This is a genomic window from Chryseobacterium sp. MMO-72, assembly GCF_037146035.1.
Taxonomy (GTDB): domain Bacteria; phylum Bacteroidota; class Bacteroidia; order Flavobacteriales; family Weeksellaceae; genus Chryseobacterium; species Chryseobacterium indicum.
In genome coordinates, this window is sequence record NZ_JBBCWG010000001.1 from 78,898 (window position 1) to 98,580 (window position 19,683).

The 19,683-nt window shown below is 33.8% G+C and carries 21 protein-coding genes; 9 read left to right on the forward strand and 12 right to left on the reverse strand.

The features are described 5' to 3' along the window. Window positions 1–13 precede the first annotated feature (13 nt). From WFH39_RS00335 to WFH39_RS00355, 5 genes are read left to right on the forward strand one after another with little or no spacing between them, the layout of a single operon-like run. Window positions 14–1,261, forward strand: a complete 1,248-nt coding sequence (locus WFH39_RS00335; protein ID WP_336688372.1) for a hypothetical protein — start codon at window positions 14–16, stop codon at window positions 1,259–1,261. 6 nt (window positions 1,262–1,267) lie between these two features. Beyond that, window positions 1,268–2,305 carry a glycosyltransferase family 2 protein gene (locus WFH39_RS00340; RefSeq protein ID WP_336688373.1) on the forward strand — a complete coding sequence of 346 codons (1,038 nt, stop codon included), beginning with the start codon at window positions 1,268–1,270 and terminating at the stop codon, window positions 2,303–2,305. Beyond that, a complete protein-coding gene (locus tag WFH39_RS00345; RefSeq protein WP_336688374.1) occupies window positions 2,302–3,549 on the forward strand; it encodes a glycosyltransferase in 1,248 nt (415 codons plus the stop codon). The genes WFH39_RS00340 and WFH39_RS00345 overlap by 4 nt, the downstream gene beginning before the upstream one ends. A 12-nt stretch (window positions 3,550–3,561) precedes the next feature. After that, complete coding sequence (locus tag WFH39_RS00350) at window positions 3,562–4,719, forward strand: glycosyltransferase (RefSeq protein WP_336688375.1); 1,158 nt, start codon at window positions 3,562–3,564, stop codon at window positions 4,717–4,719. A gap of 23 nt (window positions 4,720–4,742) precedes the next feature. After that, window positions 4,743–5,828, forward strand: coding sequence for a glycosyltransferase family 4 protein (locus WFH39_RS00355; protein ID WP_336688376.1), 1,086 nt, complete (start codon window positions 4,743–4,745; stop codon window positions 5,826–5,828). Between the two features lie 134 nt (window positions 5,829–5,962). On the opposite strand, the gene rocD is transcribed toward WFH39_RS00355, so the two are convergent. The 6 genes from rocD to pdxA form a co-directional block, all read right to left on the reverse strand. Then, on the reverse strand, window positions 5,963–7,222 hold the full coding sequence (gene rocD, locus WFH39_RS00360; protein WP_336688377.1) for an ornithine--oxo-acid transaminase: 1,260 nt from the start codon (window positions 7,220–7,222) through the stop codon (window positions 5,963–5,965). Window positions 7,223–7,446: 224 nt separating this feature from the next. Continuing rightward, the gene (accC, locus tag WFH39_RS00365) at window positions 7,447–8,802 is read right to left on the reverse strand and encodes an acetyl-CoA carboxylase biotin carboxylase subunit (protein WP_336688378.1); all 1,356 of its coding nucleotides are present in this window, start codon (window positions 8,800–8,802) and stop codon (window positions 7,447–7,449) included. 91 nt (window positions 8,803–8,893) lie between these two features. Beyond that, window positions 8,894–9,379: an acetyl-CoA carboxylase biotin carboxyl carrier protein gene (accB, locus tag WFH39_RS00370; RefSeq protein WP_336688379.1), complete on the reverse strand. Its 486-nt coding sequence runs from the start codon at window positions 9,377–9,379 to the stop codon at window positions 8,894–8,896. 127 nt (window positions 9,380–9,506) lie between these two features. Continuing rightward, window positions 9,507–9,710: a 50S ribosomal protein L32 gene (gene rpmF / locus WFH39_RS00375; RefSeq protein ID WP_076390581.1), complete on the reverse strand. Its 204-nt coding sequence runs from the start codon at window positions 9,708–9,710 to the stop codon at window positions 9,507–9,509. 59 nt (window positions 9,711–9,769) lie between these two features. After that, window positions 9,770–10,294, reverse strand: coding sequence for a YceD family protein (locus WFH39_RS00380; protein ID WP_214587416.1), 525 nt, complete (start codon window positions 10,292–10,294; stop codon window positions 9,770–9,772). A gap of 84 nt (window positions 10,295–10,378) precedes the next feature. Further along, window positions 10,379–11,470: a 4-hydroxythreonine-4-phosphate dehydrogenase PdxA gene (gene pdxA / locus WFH39_RS00385; RefSeq protein WP_336688380.1), complete on the reverse strand. Its 1,092-nt coding sequence runs from the start codon at window positions 11,468–11,470 to the stop codon at window positions 10,379–10,381. 49 nt (window positions 11,471–11,519) lie between these two features. Between pdxA and WFH39_RS00390 the strand changes: the two genes are divergently transcribed. Genes WFH39_RS00390 through WFH39_RS00400 form a run of 3 tightly spaced genes read left to right on the forward strand, consistent with a single transcriptional unit; the run spans window position 11,520 to window position 14,257 of the window. Continuing rightward, window positions 11,520–12,104, forward strand: coding sequence for a riboflavin synthase (locus tag WFH39_RS00390; protein WP_235131728.1), 585 nt, complete (start codon window positions 11,520–11,522; stop codon window positions 12,102–12,104). A gap of 3 nt (window positions 12,105–12,107) precedes the next feature. Then, on the forward strand, window positions 12,108–13,562 hold the full coding sequence (locus WFH39_RS00395) for a sensor histidine kinase (protein WP_336688381.1): 1,455 nt from the start codon (window positions 12,108–12,110) through the stop codon (window positions 13,560–13,562). Further along, window positions 13,562–14,257 (forward strand): tRNA1(Val) (adenine(37)-N6)-methyltransferase, encoded by a 696-nt coding sequence (locus tag WFH39_RS00400; RefSeq protein WP_336688382.1) that lies wholly within the window; start codon window positions 13,562–13,564, stop codon window positions 14,255–14,257. Before WFH39_RS00395 ends, WFH39_RS00400 begins: the two co-directional genes overlap by 1 nt. A 135-nt stretch (window positions 14,258–14,392) precedes the next feature. On the opposite strand, the gene WFH39_RS00405 is transcribed toward WFH39_RS00400, so the two are convergent. Beyond that, complete coding sequence (locus WFH39_RS00405) at window positions 14,393–15,103, reverse strand: cell division ATP-binding protein FtsE (protein WP_214587411.1); 711 nt, start codon at window positions 15,101–15,103, stop codon at window positions 14,393–14,395. Between the two features lie 153 nt (window positions 15,104–15,256). Next, window positions 15,257–15,415 carry a 50S ribosomal protein L34 gene (gene rpmH / locus WFH39_RS00410; RefSeq protein WP_007843334.1) on the reverse strand — a complete coding sequence of 53 codons (159 nt, stop codon included), beginning with the start codon at window positions 15,413–15,415 and terminating at the stop codon, window positions 15,257–15,259. Between the two features lie 236 nt (window positions 15,416–15,651). Between rpmH and WFH39_RS00415 the strand changes: the two genes are divergently transcribed. After that, window positions 15,652–16,659 (forward strand): DHH family phosphoesterase, encoded by a 1,008-nt coding sequence (locus tag WFH39_RS00415; protein ID WP_214591148.1) that lies wholly within the window; start codon window positions 15,652–15,654, stop codon window positions 16,657–16,659. A gap of 295 nt (window positions 16,660–16,954) precedes the next feature. Here WFH39_RS00415 and WFH39_RS00420 read toward each other — a convergent pair whose 3' ends face one another. From WFH39_RS00420 to WFH39_RS00435, 4 genes are all read right to left on the reverse strand, one after another. Beyond that, the gene (locus WFH39_RS00420; RefSeq protein ID WP_235131730.1) at window positions 16,955–17,749 is read right to left on the reverse strand and encodes a patatin-like phospholipase family protein; all 795 of its coding nucleotides are present in this window, start codon (window positions 17,747–17,749) and stop codon (window positions 16,955–16,957) included. A gap of 1 nt (window position 17,750) precedes the next feature. Then, the gene (locus WFH39_RS00425) at window positions 17,751–18,533 is read right to left on the reverse strand and encodes an alpha/beta fold hydrolase (RefSeq protein ID WP_336688383.1); all 783 of its coding nucleotides are present in this window, start codon (window positions 18,531–18,533) and stop codon (window positions 17,751–17,753) included. Window positions 18,534–18,543: 10 nt separating this feature from the next. After that, window positions 18,544–19,053, reverse strand: coding sequence for a hypothetical protein (locus tag WFH39_RS00430; protein WP_268055294.1), 510 nt, complete (start codon window positions 19,051–19,053; stop codon window positions 18,544–18,546). Window positions 19,054–19,128: 75 nt separating this feature from the next. Beyond that, the gene (locus tag WFH39_RS00435) at window positions 19,129–19,638 is read right to left on the reverse strand and encodes a hypothetical protein (RefSeq protein WP_336688384.1); all 510 of its coding nucleotides are present in this window, start codon (window positions 19,636–19,638) and stop codon (window positions 19,129–19,131) included. Window positions 19,639–19,683: the final 45 nt, after the last annotated feature.

The window sequence follows — 19,683 nt, forward strand, 5'->3', positions numbered from 1 at the left end:
TTATACATTAAAGATGTTAAGCCATATTCGTAAAAATAGTATATTATTACTTTCACTTATAATTTTTACGATTTCTTGCTCTAGGCAAGATGATAGTTTGTATGCTGAAAATGTAACTCCTGTACCAAATAATGATATAGATTATGCCGGATTTACAGATTATTTGACCGATATAGGAACTGTAAATATAAATGTATTAGCAAATGGGAATTATCCCGGGCAAAATAATCTTGCATTTATTAAGAATATTTATGCTCCCAATTTTGGATATTGCCATCCCGATGTTCAGTACTTTCCTAATGGCTTCAATGGATATAAATATTGGATGGTTTTTACACCTTATTTTGGAACAATAGGTATTGCACCTGATTCTAAAAGATTTGAAAATCCAACCGTAGTCGTTTCAAACGATGGAATAAACTGGTCTCCTCCTGCTGGGATGTTGGGACCTCTTCAAAGTACCCCATCTTATGATGAAAGTTTTTTTGAAAAAAAAGGTGATGAAAAACAAGGTTTTTGGTCAGATGTTGATTGGACTTATGAAAATGGAAAATTTTCGTTATATTTTAGAGGAAGTTTTATAAAGGCAACAGCCTTACTGAAAAGAGGGTCAAAAAGTCCAAATAATATACAGAAATTACTAAAAAATGCTCAAAGAACTATTGTAAGACAAACCTCTACTAATGGTATAAATTGGACTCCTATGGAAGTAGTTTATACAAGTAATCCTCCTTATTCACCCAAGGACAATCATATGATATCTCCTAGTTTTATTTATAATGGAAAAGGATATATAAGTTATGAGGTGGAAAATAATATTAGTCAAAATTTTCCGGGAAACGATGGTGCTTATATCATTAGAAGAACATCTAATGATGGTTTGAATTTTTCTGTTTTTAAAAAAAGTAAGGTTGTAAACTTCATTAATAAACCTTGGACACAAGTAAACACTAGTTTTGCGCCTTGGCATATTCAAGCTACTTACATTGACGGTTATTACTTCTTATGCATTGCAGCTGGCGATGTGAAAAAATATACAGCAGACAGTCTTTATTTAGCATTTTCTAAAGACGGATTAAATTTTAAAGTTTTTCCTAGCCCATTAGTAGAGCACAATACTTATAGGTCTTGTATATTTCCAATGTCCACAACAGATGAAAACATTAGTTTTGGGGCAATTATTGGTTATAAAACTGGAATTTTTAAATATAGACAATTTCAATTAAATAAAAAGAAAATTGATGATTGCCTATCAAAATAGTATCCAATGAATACTGAAGAAAATAATATTTTCGTATCTGTAATTATACCTGTTTATAATGTAGAAAAGTTTTTGGTAGAAGCTATCGAAAGTGTTTTACAACAAAGCCTCCATAATTTTGAGTTAATCTTAATCAATGATGGAAGTACTGACAAATCACCAGAAATATGTTTGGATTATCAAAATAAAGATACTCGAATAATCTATTTTTCTCAGATAAACTCAGGAGTTTCTATTGCTAGAAATTTGGGATTAATAAAGGCTAGAGGAGAATATATATTTTTTTTAGATTCAGATGATACAATTGATTCAGAATTTCTAGCAACATCCTATCAAACTGCAAAGAATCAGAATAGTGATATTGTAATAGTAGGGGAATATTTTTACAAACGTATGCCTTATGTGATGGCACTACCAACTTGCGCTCAGTTTATAAAAACTGAATTTGTAAGAAGATATTCAGATATTAAATTTCCAGAAAATATTCAACCGGGAGAAGATGGGATATTTTCTCATCAGCTTTTAGCACTTACAAAAAATATAAGCCTAAATAGCAAAGGTAATTATCATTATCGGAAGCACGAAAATCAAAATCATGTTAGAATTAATGAAAATGTTGAAAAAGTTTTGGGAACAATTCCCAAATGGTTTGAAATATTAGAAGAATTTTATATAAAATATTCTCTTTTCCAATCTCATGCTCTACATTTAGCTTTGTTTATAGAACATGAGCCATTTGAGTTCAGATATATTGCAATGCCATTAGACGGTGACCAGAAAATATACCTAAGAAGTATCATTAAAGAATTTATGGATAAAAATGTTTTTCCATATCTTAAAAATAAAGAAAAAAAATATCTAAGCGACGCATTTTTATATTTTCTAAAAGAGGAAGACTTTCGTAAATATGAAAAATATTATCCGTACTATTTAATACGTAGAGAGAAAAAGAAAAAAATATATTTGAAGCTTATTAAATTTATTCCTATTAAATCAATAAGAAAAAAATTAAGAAGCGATATAATAAAGAATTTTGAAAGATGAAAATTTTGTTGGTTCAACATATAAATTTTATTAATGGGTCAGGAGGTACGGAGAAAATTTGTTCCTTTTTAGCAAATAATTTTGTTTCAAAAGGTCATAGTGTTGAGATTGCAACAAATCAAAATATATCTGGAAAACCAATTTTCTTTTTACATAAAGATGTAAAAGTTACTAATATATTTAATTCAAAAACTATTCAAAAACTTCCTTTATCATTTTATAACTATAAAGGTAAAAATCCCTTTTTGTGGTTAAAATTTAAGGTTCAGAAAAAGAAAGCAAAATTTTATAATAAAAAAATATACAGAGAATTTGGAGGTGAAGAAGGAGTGTTTGAGTATAATCTGCTTCAAAGATCAAGAGATTGGAAAAATTATATAGAGAAGTTGAATCCTGATATTATTATAACAATGTCAATAAGCTCTCTTTTAGAAATTACATTCAAAAATGACTTTAGAATTCCTATTGTTAATTCAACAAACGGAAGACCTGATTATGACTATACCGACATATTATGGTATAGAAGTCCAACAGAGATGAAACTTTTAAAAGAATCTTATCATAAGCTTACGGGAATCCAAATTTTGTTTGAAAGCTACAAAGATTTTTTACCTGATACTTTTAATGGAAAATGTTTTGTAATTCCAAATCCTGTTCCTCAATTTGAGGAAAATTCTGTCAAATATGATAGTAATAAGTCTCGGTTTAAAATAGTAAATATTGCTTCTTTAGTTACTAGTTGTAAACAGCAGAATATTGCAATTGATATTTTTGCTAAACTAAAAAATAAATTTTCGAATTGGGATTTGTACTTTTGGGGAGTGGGTCAGGATTATGAATTATTAAAAGAGTTAATAAAAAAGAATAATTTAGAGAATAGAGTTTTTCTTATGGGATTTGCTAATAATCCAATAGATAAACTAAAAGATGCTGATGCATTCATTTTTCCAAGTAAATATGAGGGGTTTCCGCTTGCGTTAACTGAGGCTATGTCTGTAGGACTTCCTTGTTTGGGATTTAAAACATGCTCTGGGGTAAATGAACTTATTATAAACCTGCAGAATGGGTTTTTAGCTGCGGATAATGATGAGATGGGAAAATATCTTGAGCAATTATTTAATGATACTGAAATTAGAAAAAAACTAGGAGAACAGGCTTATCAGGATATGAAAAAATATAACCCTAAATTTATTTTTGAAGAGTGGCAGAAATTAATTTTATCTTTTGAGTATTATTTAGATTAAACAATATAAAAGTTGAAGAAAAAAATTTTATACTTCATGCCGGATTGTCCGACAGAGGGTAAGGCTGGAAATATAACCAGATGTATACAAGTTTTAGAATTTCTGAATAATTCTTCAGAAAATAATGAAGTCGATTTCTTATCTATAAGCGATTGGGGAACCTGGACTCCTTTTTCTATTCAAATGTTTCACAACCTATACCCCAATATTAATCTTATTCTTACAAATAGAAAAATTGATAAGAAAAAAAATCCTGTTAAATCTTTTTTCTTTTATAAAATTCCAAATTTTATTCCTAAACTATTAAGAGGAACAACTATTGATATTTCGAATCCATTTTTAAATAAAAAGGTTTCTAAAATCCTTAATGCAAAAAAATATGATAAGATTATTATTAGCTACGCTTCATGGAGCAGTCTGATTGATGATTTGAATTATAATACTTATAAAATATTGGATTCTCATGATTTTATAACTGCTCAATCTAGAAACAAAATAAGTAAAATTGGCAAACTATTTCAGTCAGAAGTAAAAGCGCTAAGAAAGTTTGATGAAGTTTGGACTTTCTCAATTGAAGAGAAATATATTTTTGAACAATTTACTGATGGCAAAATAGTTCATATTCCGGTATCTTTTCAACAGAAGGACTTAAATCTAATTAGTAATTATTATAAGTATGATGTGGTATATGTTGCAAGTAATAACCCTCATAATATAAAAAGTATAAACTGGTTTTTAGAAAAAGTTTTACCATATTTAAATAATAATATTCAAATACATATTATCGGTAAGATAGGTGATGAGATTAAAAAAGAATACCCAAATGTAATCATTCATGGTATGGTAGATGATTTACAAGAGTTTTATGACAATACAAGAATTACAATTTGTCCTATGCTAAGCGGAACAGGTGTAAAAATTAAAGTTCTGGAATCGCTTAGTAACAATCTCCCAGTGGTTACAAATACTCGTGGGGTAGATGGACTTTCACAAAAAAGTGACAATGGTTGCCTTGTGACAGATAATGATGAGGAATTTGCAAGATATATAGAATTTCTTCTAAAAGATGATGTTCTTTATGAGGATTTAAGAAATAAAGCATATAGTTTTATTAAAAATAATCATAGTCTTGAAAAAGAAAAAATATTTTTTAAAAATAAATTTTCATAACTATTTTCGATATAATATAAATGATGGCAAAAATTTTAATTGATCTTGAGCGTCTTCGCTATCCAAATTCAGGAATTGCAAATGTATTCCGAAATCTTACAAAAGGTTTACTAAAAACAAACTCCAAGTTTCAAATTACATATTTTGGGAGTAAAGAACAGCTTTCCAGATTTGAATCCGAGTCTAAATATATCTATTGGAGAAAAACCCATAAGTTTTTTGAGTTATTTAGTAATCAATTTGATTTAATTCATGTCAGTCATCAGCTTTCATCATATTTTCACCGAAATTATAAAAATACACTTAAAATTGTTACTCTGCACGATTTAAACTTTTTGCATGAAAATATTTCTGATTCCAAAAAGAAAAAGATGCTTCAAAAAGTACAAAATAATTTAAAAAATGCGGATTATATAGTATGCATTTCCAAATATGCTAAACAAGATTTAATTCATAATAAAGGGCTTTTTAAATTCAATAAACTTAAAGATATTGTAGTTATTCATAATGGAATTGAGCTTCCAGAGAATAAAGAATATGATTTAGGCAAATATGTATTTTTAAAAAATAAAAAGTATATACTTAATATTGGTGTGCTTTTTAATAAAAAAAATCAATTAACCTTAGTTGAGATGCTGCCTTATATTGATGAAGATTTGGTTCTTATAGCTTCGGATGAAAAGCAACCGTATGCAGATGAAGTAAGAAAAAAAATTAAAGATTTAAATCTTGAAAACCGAGTTCATTTTTTGAAGAATGTTTCTGAAGAGGAAAAATATGCTGTTATTCAACATTGTGAAGCAATGTGCCATCCATCGATAGCTGAAGGTTTTGGAATTCCCCCTATTGAAGCAATGGCATTTGGAAAGCCTGTATTTCTTTCAACATATACAAGTCTTCCTGAAATCGGTGGAGATAAAGCCTTTTACTTTGATAACTTTGCGCCAGAAGCAATGTCTCAGACATTTAAAGAAAAAATGAATCTTTATAATGCTGATAAAGAGAATGTGAGTGATGACATAAAAAAATGGACTAAACAATATAGTTATAATGTTATGACTAATAATTATTTGCAATTCTATGAACGAATTTTACAAATAAGATTATAGTAAAATATAGTTATGGAAATTCCATTAGTATAGGGATAACAATTTATTTTGTTTCAATAATTTTATAGCTTAAAATTATTGAAACAAAATTTGTAAAATGCTTTAAAGTGAATTAAGGTGAATCTTTGAAATGATTATTTCAAACTGATATGGTATTCTAAAATAGTTTTTTCAATAATTTTTACGCAATCCAGCAATTGCTCTTCTGTGATCACCAAAGGCGGTGCCAAACGGATGATATTTCCGTGAGTCGGTTTTGCAAGAAGTCCGTTTTCTTTTAGCTTCAGACAAAGATTCCATGCAGTGGAACTTTCCGGAGTATCGTTAATTAAAATAGCATTCAGCAAACCTTTTCCTCTAACCTTTGTAATGAGGTCTGTTTTTTCAATAATTTTTTCAACTTCAGAACGGAATAATTTTCCCAGTTCTTCCGCTCTTTCAGAAAGCTTTTCTTCTTCAACAACATCTAAAGCGGCAACAGCTACTGCACAAGCAATTGGGTTTCCTCCGAATGTAGAACCGTGCTGTCCCGGTTTAATCACATTCATGATCTCATTATCCGCTAAAACTGCTGAAACAGGATACATTCCACCGGAAAGAGCCTTTCCTAAAATTAGAATATCGGGTTGTACATCTTCGTGATGACAGGCGATTAACCTTCCTGTTCTTGCAATTCCTGTCTGAACTTCATCGGCAATAAAAAGAACATTATGCTTTTTACACAATTCAGAAGCATTCTTTAAAAATCCATCATTCGGAACATATACTCCGGCTTCACCCTGAATAGGTTCTACCAAAAATGCAGCAATATTTTCTGCTTCTCTGTTCAAAACTTCTTCTAAAGCTTCAAGGTCGTTATAAGGAATTTTAATAAAACCTGGAGTAAACGGACCGTAATTCTGGTTCGCATCAGGATCATTGGAGAACGAGACAATTGTTGTGGTTCTTCCGTGGAAATTATTTTCACAAACTACGATTTTTGCAGCATTTTCAGAAATTCCTTTTACTTCGTAGCTCCATTTTCTTGCTAATTTTACTGCTGTTTCCACTGCTTCAGCACCGGAATTCATTGGTAAAACTTTATCAAAACCAAATAGGGTAGTGATCTTTTTTTCGTATTCTCCCAGTTTCGAATTGTAAAAAGCTCTTGACGTTAAAGCAAGTTTCTGAGCCTGCTCAACTAATGCTCCTACAATTTTCGGATGAGAATGACCTTGGTTGACAGCAGAATAGGCTGAAAGAAAATCGTAGTATTTCTTTCCTTCCACATCCCAGACAAAAACACCTTCTCCTTTATCTAAAACAACCGGAAGAGGGTGGTAGTTGTGGGCTCCGTGTCGGTCTTCAAGATCAATGAAATATTGTGAGTCTTTTATTGTTTCTACTGTTGACATAAATTTAGGTTTTGTACAAATTTAAACATTATAATTGATATGAATAAACAGAAATCTTCTACTGAAAAATTTCGTGGGAAAAGTACAATTTAATGACAGAACAGAATGTTTTGGAAATTATTATTCCAATCACTTGTCAATTACAGTTTAAATATCTTTTTGTTTTGATTTTAATAAAAAACCGCCCCAAAAATGAGGCGGTTCAAATATTTTAAATAATCAATTTAGTGATTATCATATTTTCTGTCCATCACAAAATCCTCCATGAATTTTGTAGTATAGTTTCCTGAAAGATAATCCTCATTATCCATCAGTTGTCTGTGGAAAGGAATTGTTGTTTTTACACCCTCAATATAAAATTCCTCCAGTGCTCTTCTCATTTTTGCAATAGCTTCTTCACGCGTCTGAGCTGTTGTGATTAGTTTTGCAATCATAGAGTCGTAGTTAGACGGAATTGTATATCCTGAATAAACGTGTGTATCCACTCTCACTCCGTGTCCTCCAGGAATATTTAATCCTGTGATTTTCCCCGGAGAAGGTCTGAAATCCATGTAAGGATCTTCCGCATTAATTCTGCACTCAATTGAATGCAATTTCGGATAATAATTGATTCCTGAAATCGGAGTTCCTGCAGCCAGAAGAATCTGTTCTCTGATCAGGTCATAATCGATAACCTGTTCAGTGATAGGGTGCTCTACCTGAATTCTTGTATTCATTTCCATGAAAAAGAAATTTCTGTGCTTGTCTACAAGGAATTCGATAGTTCCTACACCTTCATATCCAATGAATTCTGCAGCTTTTACAGCAGCTTCTCCCATTTTTTCACGAAGTTCGTCCGTCATGAAAGGAGAAGGAGTTTCTTCCGTAAGTTTCTGATTTCTTCTCTGAACTGAACAGTCTCTTTCAGAAAGGTGACAAGCTTTACCAAACTGGTCTCCTGCAACCTGAATTTCGATATGTCTTGGCTCTTCGATCAGTTTTTCCATGTACATTCCTCCGTTCCCGAATGCTGCAACAGCTTCCTGAATTGCAGATTCCCAGTGGTCTTTAAGGTCTTCAGCTTTCCAAACAGCTCTCATTCCTTTTCCGCCCCCACCTGCAGTTGCTTTGATCATCACCGGATAACCAATTTCCTCAGCAGTTTTAGCAGCGATTTCATAAGACTCGATCAAACCGTCTGAACCCGGTACGCAAGGTACTCCTGCAGCTTTCATGGTTGCCTTAGCATTTGCTTTGTCTCCCATTTTTTCAATTTGTTCAGGAGTCGCACCGATGAATTTAATACCGTTCTTCTGGCAGATTCTGGAGAAGTTAGCGTTTTCAGATAAGAAACCGTAACCAGGGTGAATAGCGTCTGCGTTTGTAATTTCCGCAGCAGCAATAATGTTAGGAATTTTCAGATAGGAATCTTTGCTCATTGCAGGACCGATACAAACCGCTTCATCAGCAAATCTTACGTGAAGACTGTCTTTGTCCGCAGTTGAATATACGGCTACAGTCTTGATTCCCATTTCTTTACAAGTACGTAAAATACGCATTGCAATTTCGCCACGATTGGCTATTAATATTTTTTTGAACATCTTCGAAATTTTAAATTATAAATTTTGAATTTTAAATTATTTTAAATGAAAAAGCTTCATCTAAAATTTATAATCTTTAATCTAAAATTCCTTAAGATGGATCTACTAAGAATAAAGGTTGGTCGTATTCTACAGGAGTTGCATCGTCTACTAAAATTTTAACGATTTTTCCGCTTACCTCAGATTCGATCTGGTTGAATAACTTCATTGCCTCGATAACGCAAACTACTTTTCCGTTAGAAACCTCATCACCAACATTTACGAACACGTCTTTGTCCGGAGATGGCTTTCTGTAGAAAGTTCCGATCATTGGAGACTTAATGGTCACGTATTTGCTGTCATCAGATGCAGCTTCTGTACTTGCAGCAGGTGCAGCAGCCGGAGTTGCAACCGGTGCAGGAGCAGCCGCTACTTGTTGAGGAGCAGTGTGGTAAACTGCAGGTTGAGCATAAGCAACTTCGCTTCCGGCCAATGGAGTTTTAATAGTGATTTCGAAATCTTTAGTTTTGTATTTTACTTCAGAAACTTCTGCCTTAGATACAAACTTGATAAGATTTTGGATGTCTTTAATGTCCATAAAATTGATATTTGATTTTGTTCCAAAGATACCAAAAAAACATAAAAAACAACAAAAAACCGCCAAATTTTATCAAAATTGGGCGGTTTTTGTATTAAAATGAGTGTTTTTCGAGGAAAAGCGACTCTTAGTTTTCTTCAGTAGATGCTACTTCTTTTTCCAATACTACTTTACCTCTGTAGTAAAGTTTTCCTTCATGCCAGTGAGCTCTGTGGTATAGGTGAAGCTCTCCTGTTGTTGCATCTTTAGCTAATTGAGGAACTACAGCTTTGTAGTGAGTTCTTCTCTTATCTCTTCTTGTAGACGACTGTCTTCTCTTTGGATGTGCCATTTTGTAATAACTTTTTTAATTGATGAGCGATGAGATTCATCATCTCATCATTAAACTATTTAATTTTTATTCTTCAAATTTTTCAGTGCGTCCCATCTCGGATCGCTTTCATGTTCTTCCTCTTCCTGACTTTCTTTTGGACTGAACTTTTCCAGAATGGCAAGATCATCATCACTTACATTCGGAGAAATCTTTTTCATCGGAATAGAAAGGGCTACGTTTTCGTAAATCAGTTGTGCGATGTTAAATGCATGATCTGAAGTCGGAATAGTGATTACATCTTCTTCACTGTCATCATACTCTTCGCCAAACTTTACCAAAACTTTGATCTGGTTTTCGATAGGATGATCGAAATTTTCATTCGAAATATCACAAACCAGTTCTACTGTTCCCTTTACCTTGATCTCAAATTCTAAAAAAGTAGAATGCTTGTCTAATAAAACATCCACTGTAATTTTAGGATCTGTAAATTCCTGTTCAGTGTCAAATAATTGAAAGAACTCTTTATCTATCTCAAACCTGAACTCGTGCTTACCGGTTTTTAACCCGGAAAAGCTTACGTCATAGTTTCTTAACTTGTCCATAAAATGAGTGTGCAAAAATATGCAATTTTTTTATAATAACAAATAAAATTTCTAACAAATTAATTTAAAATCTTTATTAAAGATTTATCCTTCAGTTTCCTCCGGCAGATCTTCATCTATTCCATTGTCTACTGCAATTTTTCTTGGCTGCAGACGATTGCTCATCAGCTCATTGTATTCCGTTCTGTTTCTGAAAATTTTAATGGCAGTGAAAATAGCTTCCGTAAAACTTTGTGCATCAGCAACATTTTTTCCTGCAATATCATAAGCTGTTCCATGATCCGGAGAAGTTCTGATGAACGGAAGTCCGGCCGTATAATTTACCCCTTCTTCATAAGCCAGCGTTTTGAACGGAGCCAGTCCCTGATCATGATACATGGCTAAAACAGCATCGAAACTTTTATATTTTCCGGGCTGGAAAAAACTGTCTGCCGGAAAAGGTCCGAAAGCAAGAACTCCATTATCGGAAAGTTCTTTGATTGCCGGAGCAATAACTTCAATTTCTTCTTTTCCGATCACTCCGCCGTCTCCAGCGTGAGGATTTAAGCCCAGAACAGCAATTTTCGGTCGGGTAATATTAAAATCTTCAATTAAAGTCTGGTTTAAAACCTTAATCTGTTTTTTAATTTTTTCCTTGGAAATATTCTCCGCAACCTGTGCAATCGGAATATGATGCGTTGAAACTGCCACCTTCAGATCTTCCGTTACCAGAAACATCAATCCTTTTTTATTGAATTTCTCTTCAAAATATCCTGTGTGACCAGCGTGTTTAAAGCCCATTTTTACCATTTCATCTTTATTGATGGGTGCTGTAACCAAAACATCGATTTCCCCTTTCAGTAAAGCTTCGGTAGCCGCTTCCAGAGAATCGATTGCCATTTTGGTAGATTCTTCCGTAGGTGTTCCCAGTTCTACCATCGAATTTTCCTTCACCAGATTTACCATATTCAGTTTTCCTGCATGTGCCTGTGAAGCTTCGTTGATGTAGTTGAAATTTAAATTTAACTTAAAAATATTTTTCTGATAGGTAAATAATTTTCCCGAACCAAAAATTACAGGAGTGAAAAAATCCGTAATGGTTTTGTCTGAAAGAGATTTCATGATGATTTCGGGACCGATGCCGTTGAAATCTCCGATTGAAATTCCTACTCGTACTTTATGGTTTTTTGGGCTCATTTTGATTATCTTTGAACATTATAATTTTACAAATTTAGCAAAAAATAATATGTTCACAGGAATTATTGAAGCAGTTGGAGTAATTGAGAAGATCGAAGAAAACGGAAGCAATATAGATTTTACCTTAACATGCCCGTTTACCAACGAATTGAAAATAGACCAGAGTCTTGCCCATAACGGATGTTGTCTTACGGTTGTGAAAATCGATGGAGACCGATATGTTGTAACCGCCATCAATGAAACTTTAGAAAAAACAAATCTTGGAAAATGGCAGGAAGGAACCGTGGTGAACCTTGAACGCTGCATGAAAATGGACGGAAGACTGGACGGGCATATTGTTCAGGGACACGTAGATAAAACCGGAGAAGTGGTGAATATTGAGAATAAAGACGGAAGTTATTTTATTACGATGAAGTATGAAGATAATGGTAGTTTTGTAACCGTCCCGCAGGGCTCAATTACAGTAAACGGAATAAGTTTAACCGTGGCAAAAAGTGAAGATACGGAGTTTTCTGTAGCGATCATTCCGTATACATGGGAATTCACAAATATGAAATATCTGAAAATAGGGGATAAAGTTAATCTGGAATTTGATATAATTGGTAAGTATATTGCTAGGTTAATTAAAAAATAGCGGATGTCAATTAATGTGTATAAAGGATATAGCTTAAGGAACCGGGTTTTTTTCGGTTTCCTGTTGGTTTGCCTTTTAAGTGTTGTCGCTTCTTCGCTGGTGCCTTACTTTGTTTTGAAAGAAAATTATGAAAAACAGAGTGAGATTGATATGCAGAACAAGACAGGTACTGTAATGAGTTATCTGGATTATGAACTGAGCAGAGTACGTGTAAAAACCGATGATCTGAAGAAAGTTCTGGGAACTAAAATTTATGAGATTGGTGATATTAATCATCATGATATCTATATATATGATCTCAAAGGAAATTACATTTTGTCTAATCGGGAAGGTAACCATATTGAACAAAAAATGGTTCCTATTAACATCATCAACAAGATTTTAGCCACAAAAGCACGAGTTGATATCAAAGGCTATGATGCTAAAAAAGATGCAGTACTTACTTCCTCGTATTTATTATTGAGGAATAATGATTTTGAACCTATAGGGATCGTATACATTCCGCTTTATCATGATGAAGCGGCTTATTTTGATGTCTTAAACGTTTATGTAAAGTATATTGTTCTTGTAGATGTTTTATTGATTTTATTCAGCGTATGGTTTAGCTGGGTGATGTCTAACAGTTTGGCAAAAAATATTACTAAATTCTCGGATATGATTACCCGCATTACATTGTTTGAAAACGAAATGCGTCCCATCCGTTACTATAAAAACGACGAACTGAATGCTTTGGCGAGAGCATATAACCGAATGATTCTCCAGATTCAGGATCAGAAGGAGAGGCTTCGTTTTAAAGCTTCGGAAGAAGCGTGGAGAGAAATGGCAAAACAGGTTGCGCATGAGGTAAAAAATTCTTTAACACCGATGAAACTGACTATCCAGAATTTTGAAAGAAAATTTGATCCCGAAGATCCGAATATCAGAGAAAGAGTAAAACAGATGAGCAAAACCATGGTCGATCAGATCGATTTAATTGCTACCGTAGCTTCTGCATTCTCGGAATTTGCCAAACTGCCTGAAAAAAACAATGAAATCATCAATCTGAACACTGAGGTGGAAGATATTCTCCGTGTTTTTAATGATGATAGTATTTTCATGCATTCCAATAAAAGCAACATCATGATTAATATGGACAGAATCTATTTGTCCAGAATCATTACCAATCTTGTAACGAATGCAAGACAGGCGGAAAGTGAAGAGCGAAAATTAATCATCAATGTAGATCTGGAACAACATCAGAGACGTGTAATGATCTCTGTTCAGGACAACGGAATCGGAATCCCGGAAAATATTTATGAAAGGATTTTTGAGCCTAATTTCACCTCAAAAAACAGCGGGATGGGACTTGGTCTTTCCATGGTAAGAAAAATGGTGGAAGATTATAAAGGAGAAATCACCGTAAAATCCGAAGTCGGAAAAGGATCGACATTTACCATCACATTACCGACGAATTTATAGTGAAACCTTTTACATTCAGACAATTTGAAATTCAGCAGTCTAAAAATGTCTTTCGCGTAGGAACAGACGGTGTTTTGCTGGGTGCTTTGGCTGATGTTGATAATGCTTCCAAAGTGTTGGAGGTCGGAACCGGAACAGGTTTGATTTCCATGATGCTGTCGCAGAGAAATCAGAATGCACAATTTTTAGGAATTGATATTAATGAAGAAGCGGCACATCTCACCAAACTTAATTTTGAAAATTCACCTTTCGCTTCACGATTAAAAAATATTCATCAGGACTTTAAATATTTTGAATCCGAAGAAAAATTTGATCTCATTGTTTCCAATCCGCCGTACTTTGAAGTTTCCGACTCAGAAAAAGATAAAATCGCAAGGCAGACCGTTGAATTGAATTTCCGACAGCTCATTTCAAAATCGTCTTCTTTGCTAACAAAAGAGGGAATTCTTTCAGTCATTATTCCTGTTGAAGCCGGAAACGCTTTTATTAAGATTGCGAATGAAAATCAGCTTTTTTTAATTAAAAAAATCAACATTAAAGGGATTGAAAACTCAAAAACAAAAAGACTGATTCTTGAATTTTCTTTAAACGAGCGATCGTACGAAGAACTCGAATTTACCATAGAAAAAAGTCCGAGACAATACTCGGACCAATATCTTGAACTCACCAAAGAGTTTCATGTTTTTAGAAAATAAAACCTATTTTTAACCATTAAGCTGTTTGTTAAGGAGTTAAGAATATTAAGTAATCCTTATTTTGAAATCAATAATTTAAATTTAATCGATTTTTTAAATAAGCTTAACTTCTTAAATGTCCTTAATGGTTAAATTTTACTCAAATAACTCTGCTGTATCAAGCACGGAAACTTTTCCATCTTCACATCTTATCGCTTCACCCGGAAAATTCTGGATCATATGATAATCGTGTGTTGCCATCACAACAGCAGCTCCGTTTTCAAGAGCAACCTGCTTTAATAAAGTCATGATTTCATTGGAAGTTTCGGGGTCAAGGTTTCCTGTAGGCTCATCCGCAAGAATAAGATCCGGATGATTCAGAAGCGCTCTTGCGATGGCAATACGCTGTTGTTCTCCTCCTGAAAGTTCGTGTGGCATTTTGTGCTTCTTGCTTTTCATATTTACGCTGCCAAGAACTTCGTTAATGCGGTCTTCCATTTTTGTCTTATCGCTCCATCCTGTTGCTTCCAGTACGAATTTCAGGTTTTTTTCAACCGTTCTGTCAGAAAGCAATTGGAAATCCTGAAAAACAATCCCTAATTTTCTTCTCAGGTTCGGAACGTCCGAAGCTCTCAGCTTGGCAAGATCGAAACCTACCACTGCGCCGTGTCCGGAAGCCAAAGGAATATGCCCGTACAAAGTTTTCAGCAGGGAACTTTTTCCGGAACCTGTTTTCCCGATAAGATAGCAGAATCTTCCTTTTTTGATGTTCAGATTCACATCAGAAAGAACCGTGAAGTTTTTTTGGGCAATCTTCGCGTGCTGTAAGCTGATGATATTGTCTCCGGCGATATTTGTATGTGGCATAATTCAGTTTTAAAGTACTTTTTCTTAAAATTTTTTCAGATTTTAAAAATAGGAAAAAGAAGAATAAATAACCTAAATTTTGGGAAAATTTAACAACAAAAAATGCCTGAAAAACTACTTTTCAAGCATGATTTGTATATGATAATAAAAAGATTATCTCTTAGCGCGTGAAGCACTTACAGTTAAACTCTTTCTGCCTTTAGCTCTTCTCGCAGCCAAAACTCTTCTTCCATTTGGCGTAGACATTCTTTCTCTGAAACCGTGTTTGTTTCTTCTTTTTCTTTCTGATGGCTGGAATGTTCTTTTACTCATTACTATATGTTTAAATCGTAATTATCTATTAATTTTCAGGTTGCAAAGATATGGAATTTTTTAAAAGTTGCAAACTTTACAAATCTTTTTTTTAAAAAATTACACTGTTTTTTCATGCATTCTTTGCAAATGCCGACGGGATGCCTACTTTCCCGATATTATAAAATAATGCACAATGATTTGTTTAAAAGCTCTATCTTTGGAAACTCAAATTTAAAGAAAAAATAAACATCATGATGTTTACACCAGCAGAACTTTTAGAAATCAACAAATTACTTACTCCGGAACATAAAATTGTAATTCTTACCCATTATAATCCGGATGGCGATGCTATTGGTTCCAGCCTTGGTTTAAAACATTATCTGAAAGCAAAAGGAATTCATGCAGAGGTTATCGTTCCCAACGATTTTCCGAAGTTTCTGAAATGGATGCCGGAAGCAAAAAAAGTGCTGATTGCAGACTACAAAAGAAAAGTAGCTTCTGATCTTATTTATGAAGCAGATGTTATTTTCTGTCTGGATTTCAATGCGCCTTCCAGAATCGGGATTTTGGGAGACTGGCTTACGAATTCCAGAGCGAAAAAGATTCTTATCGATCATCATCAGCAGCCTGAAAAGTTTGATTTTGTTTATTCCGATACCGTAATTCCTGCTACCTGTCAGATGGTGTATCATTTCATAGAAGCGATGAATGATGAAAATCTGGTGAATAACGATATCGCAGAATGTCTTTATACCGGGATTATGACGGATACAGGAGGTTTCAGATTCCGTTCTACAAGTGCAACAACGCACAGAATTATTGCCAATCTTATCGAACACGGAGCAGATCCTGCAATGATTACTTCCAATACATGGGATACGAACACCGTTTCCCGTCTTCATTTATTAGCCCTGATTTTAGGAAGAATAGAAGTGGTAAAAGACGGAAAAGTAGCTGTTCTTTATTTAACAAGGGAAGAACTGAAGGAATATGGCTTCCAGAAAGGCGATACGGAAGGTTTCGTTAATTACGGACTGAGTATTTTAGGTGTGAAAATGGCAGCATTCTTTATGGAAGATCTATATGAAGATTTTATTAAAATTTCTTTCAGAAGTAAGGATGATATGGATGTGAATCAATTCTCAAGAAAATATTTCAATGGGGGAGGTCACATCAATGCAGCCGGAGGAAAATCTTACGAATCTTTGCAGGGAACCATTGAAACATTCAAAGTGAAAATAGAAGGGGAGGAGAGTTTGTAAGTTTGATTTAGGCTGAGATTGAGGTTAAGTTTAAGGTTTAGGCTGAGAAAGCTGCATATATTTTTCATTCAGAAAGAAATAAACTCGGGTGAATAATCTGGATTTTATTGATTTTAAATTCCTGAAAAATAATCAACGCAGAATTTAAATCTTCTTTTGAAGAGATGGCTTCTTAGCTTCTGAACTACGTTCGCAGATCTTCAGTCTGTTCGCAATAAAACTCATTCACATCCTAAAAACTCTCAACGCTATAACTCTAAGACTCTAAAATTCTAAAACCCTCAAACCCTAAACTCTAACCCCTCGAATATCCTTTCTCCTCAAGTTCTTTACAAGTGTATTCATAAACTTCCTGAAACATAATATCTAAGAATTTTTTGTTGAAAAGACTGAATTTCGTCATTTTCGGCGGATCCAGAAAAATATCACAGGTCTTAGCTTTGGAATACACAGATTTTGCGATGGCCAAATGTAAAATCCGGTCAAATTCTTTCATTAAGCTCATTCGTTCAAGGCTGTCATAACTGATAGAATTCACGTGCGAAGCAATCAGAAAATCGCATTTGTCTACAATCGGTTCAATCGGAAGATTGTCTAAAACGCCACCGTCTACATAAATTTTTTCGCCAATTTTCACCGGAGGCAAAACAAAAGGAACGCTCGAAGAAGCCAATAACGGGATGAAAAGTTTACCTTCCGAGAAAAAATCTACAATTCCGTGCGTCATTTCAGTGGCGGCAACATATAGAGGAATTTTTAAAATGTTAAAATCATCTTCCGGAAAATGATCGGTGAAAAGTTTCAGAATAAATTTAGAACTGAAAATTCCGTTTTTGGAGAGTTTAAGATAAGACCTCGAAAAAAAAGTAGTCTGTTTAACAATTTCCATCATTTCATCCGGAGATTTCCCGAAAGAATAAAACGCTCCTACAATAGATCCTGCACTGGTTCCTGAAATAATATCCGGTTTCAGATCGTACTCTTCCAAAGCCTTTAAAACCGCAATGTGAGCAATTCCGCGCATTCCTCCGCCTGAAAGAGTCAGACCGATGACGGGTTTCTTTTTTTTGAAAGAGAAAAAATCCAGCATACTAAAAGACCAAATGTTTCGGCATATTGTGAAGAAGCTCTGTATTGATGATCTCTGCACAGATTTTAGGCTTTTCCCAATGTCCGTTGTGTCCGCAATCGAGAATGTAGGATTTAATGTTAGTGCGGTCGGGAAGGTGTTTAATCATGGTTTCGGTTTTCACTGCATTATCGTGCTTTCCGGCAAGAACCAAAATTTTTGTCTCAAGATTTTCCATAATATGCTTTTTGTCCGTTCGTTCCACCATTCCTTTTACGGAAGCCAATGCTCCGAGATTATTCGTAGAAAGGGCAACTTCCAGAGCGGTTTCTATTTTTCCTTCCAGAATAGCTTTTTCATTGGGATTGAACAGATTCGGAACTCCCGCTCTTGCGTAATGCGCGAAAGCATCTTTGATGATGCGGTAACTTTTGATGCGTTGTTCTTTCTTTTCAGCATCATCCGGAAAATATGTGGAGAAAAATAAAGTTAAACTTTTCAGGTATTCAGGGTATTTTTCTGCGAAAGCCAGAGAAACGTACCCTCCCATCGAATGTCCGAGTAAGTGGATTTTGGTTATATTTTCATGATCCAAAACTTTTTTTACCTCTTCCGCCATCAGTTCCATCGTCTGAACTTCAGCAATGATTTCAGATTGTCCATGACCGGGAAGATCTATTTTTAACAATGAAAAATTGTCGGAAAGATGAGGCTCCATATCGCTCCAAATAGAAAGATTTTCCATAAAGCCGTGAAGCAGAACCAAAGTTTCTTTTCCGTTTCCTTTTCTCTCGAAGTTTAACATATTTCAGTAATTAAAAGTGAATGTCAATATATTCAACAAATCCCGAACCATTAACCATATCCTGAAGTCGGTATGTTTTTCCGCCGTCTTTAGACAGGAAGGTTTTTGTTCCTTTTCTGGTATAAGGTTTTCCGTTGTCGTTTGCTGAGATACTTTCTGTAATTTCTCCTGTAAAATTCATGTGTTTGTCTGAAACAACCGCCATAAATCCTTTTATTTCGACGGTGTTTTTTCCGGAGCTGATATTTCCTGAAACGTCGTAATGGTCTCTTTCACCATCAATTTTTTTGAAATTTACAGAACCCGAATTTTTAATTGAATTATGGGTGAATTTATGAGATCCGCTGAAATCTTTAAAATGATTTTTAGATTTTATGCTGTCGTTGATTTTTGTTCTCGCCGCGTTAATCGAATCGATGATTTTTGTACTGTCAGTCTTATCGGAAGTAGAGGTTGCTTCCTTTTTGGAGCATGAAACAGCAAAAGCGGCTAAAACAACTGCGGTTAAAAAGTTTTTCATTAATGAATAAATTATACTCAAAAGTAAATAAAAAATACAAGACTAAGTTTAAAATCGATTCAGTGTATTGACTAATTAAAGCATTTTTCCATTTTCATCAAAAGAAGTCCATTTACCTGTCTTTTTATCATTTTTGTATTGACCTTTTGTTTTTATTTTTCCATTCTTATAATATTCACAATATTCTCCATTTTTCTTTTCAAGCATATCTTCATCATTAAAAATAAAACTAATGGAATATTTCTTTTTAATCAGGCTCGTATTGTTTTCATAGAATTCATGTACTGTCAATTTGTTTTGATTTTTTAAAGGATATTCTCTGCGGATAATTTTATTATTAAGATCCCGAATGTCGCGGTACACTAATCTGTTATGGAAATAATAATTAAATATTTTATAAGATTCTTCATTTTCGTACCATCCCCAACCATTAAACTCTTTATTGTTCTGTGTGTTTATAACTTTATAAAGATCATTGTGTTTATTAAAGTGTAAAGAAAGATTATGATGTTCTACAGTATCTTTTATTTGAGCATTTAAAAATACGGTAGAGCAGAGAATTATGAATATTACTTTTTTAATCATTTTTAAAAGAAATTTATAAATAAAAAAGAGCATTTTAAAAATGCC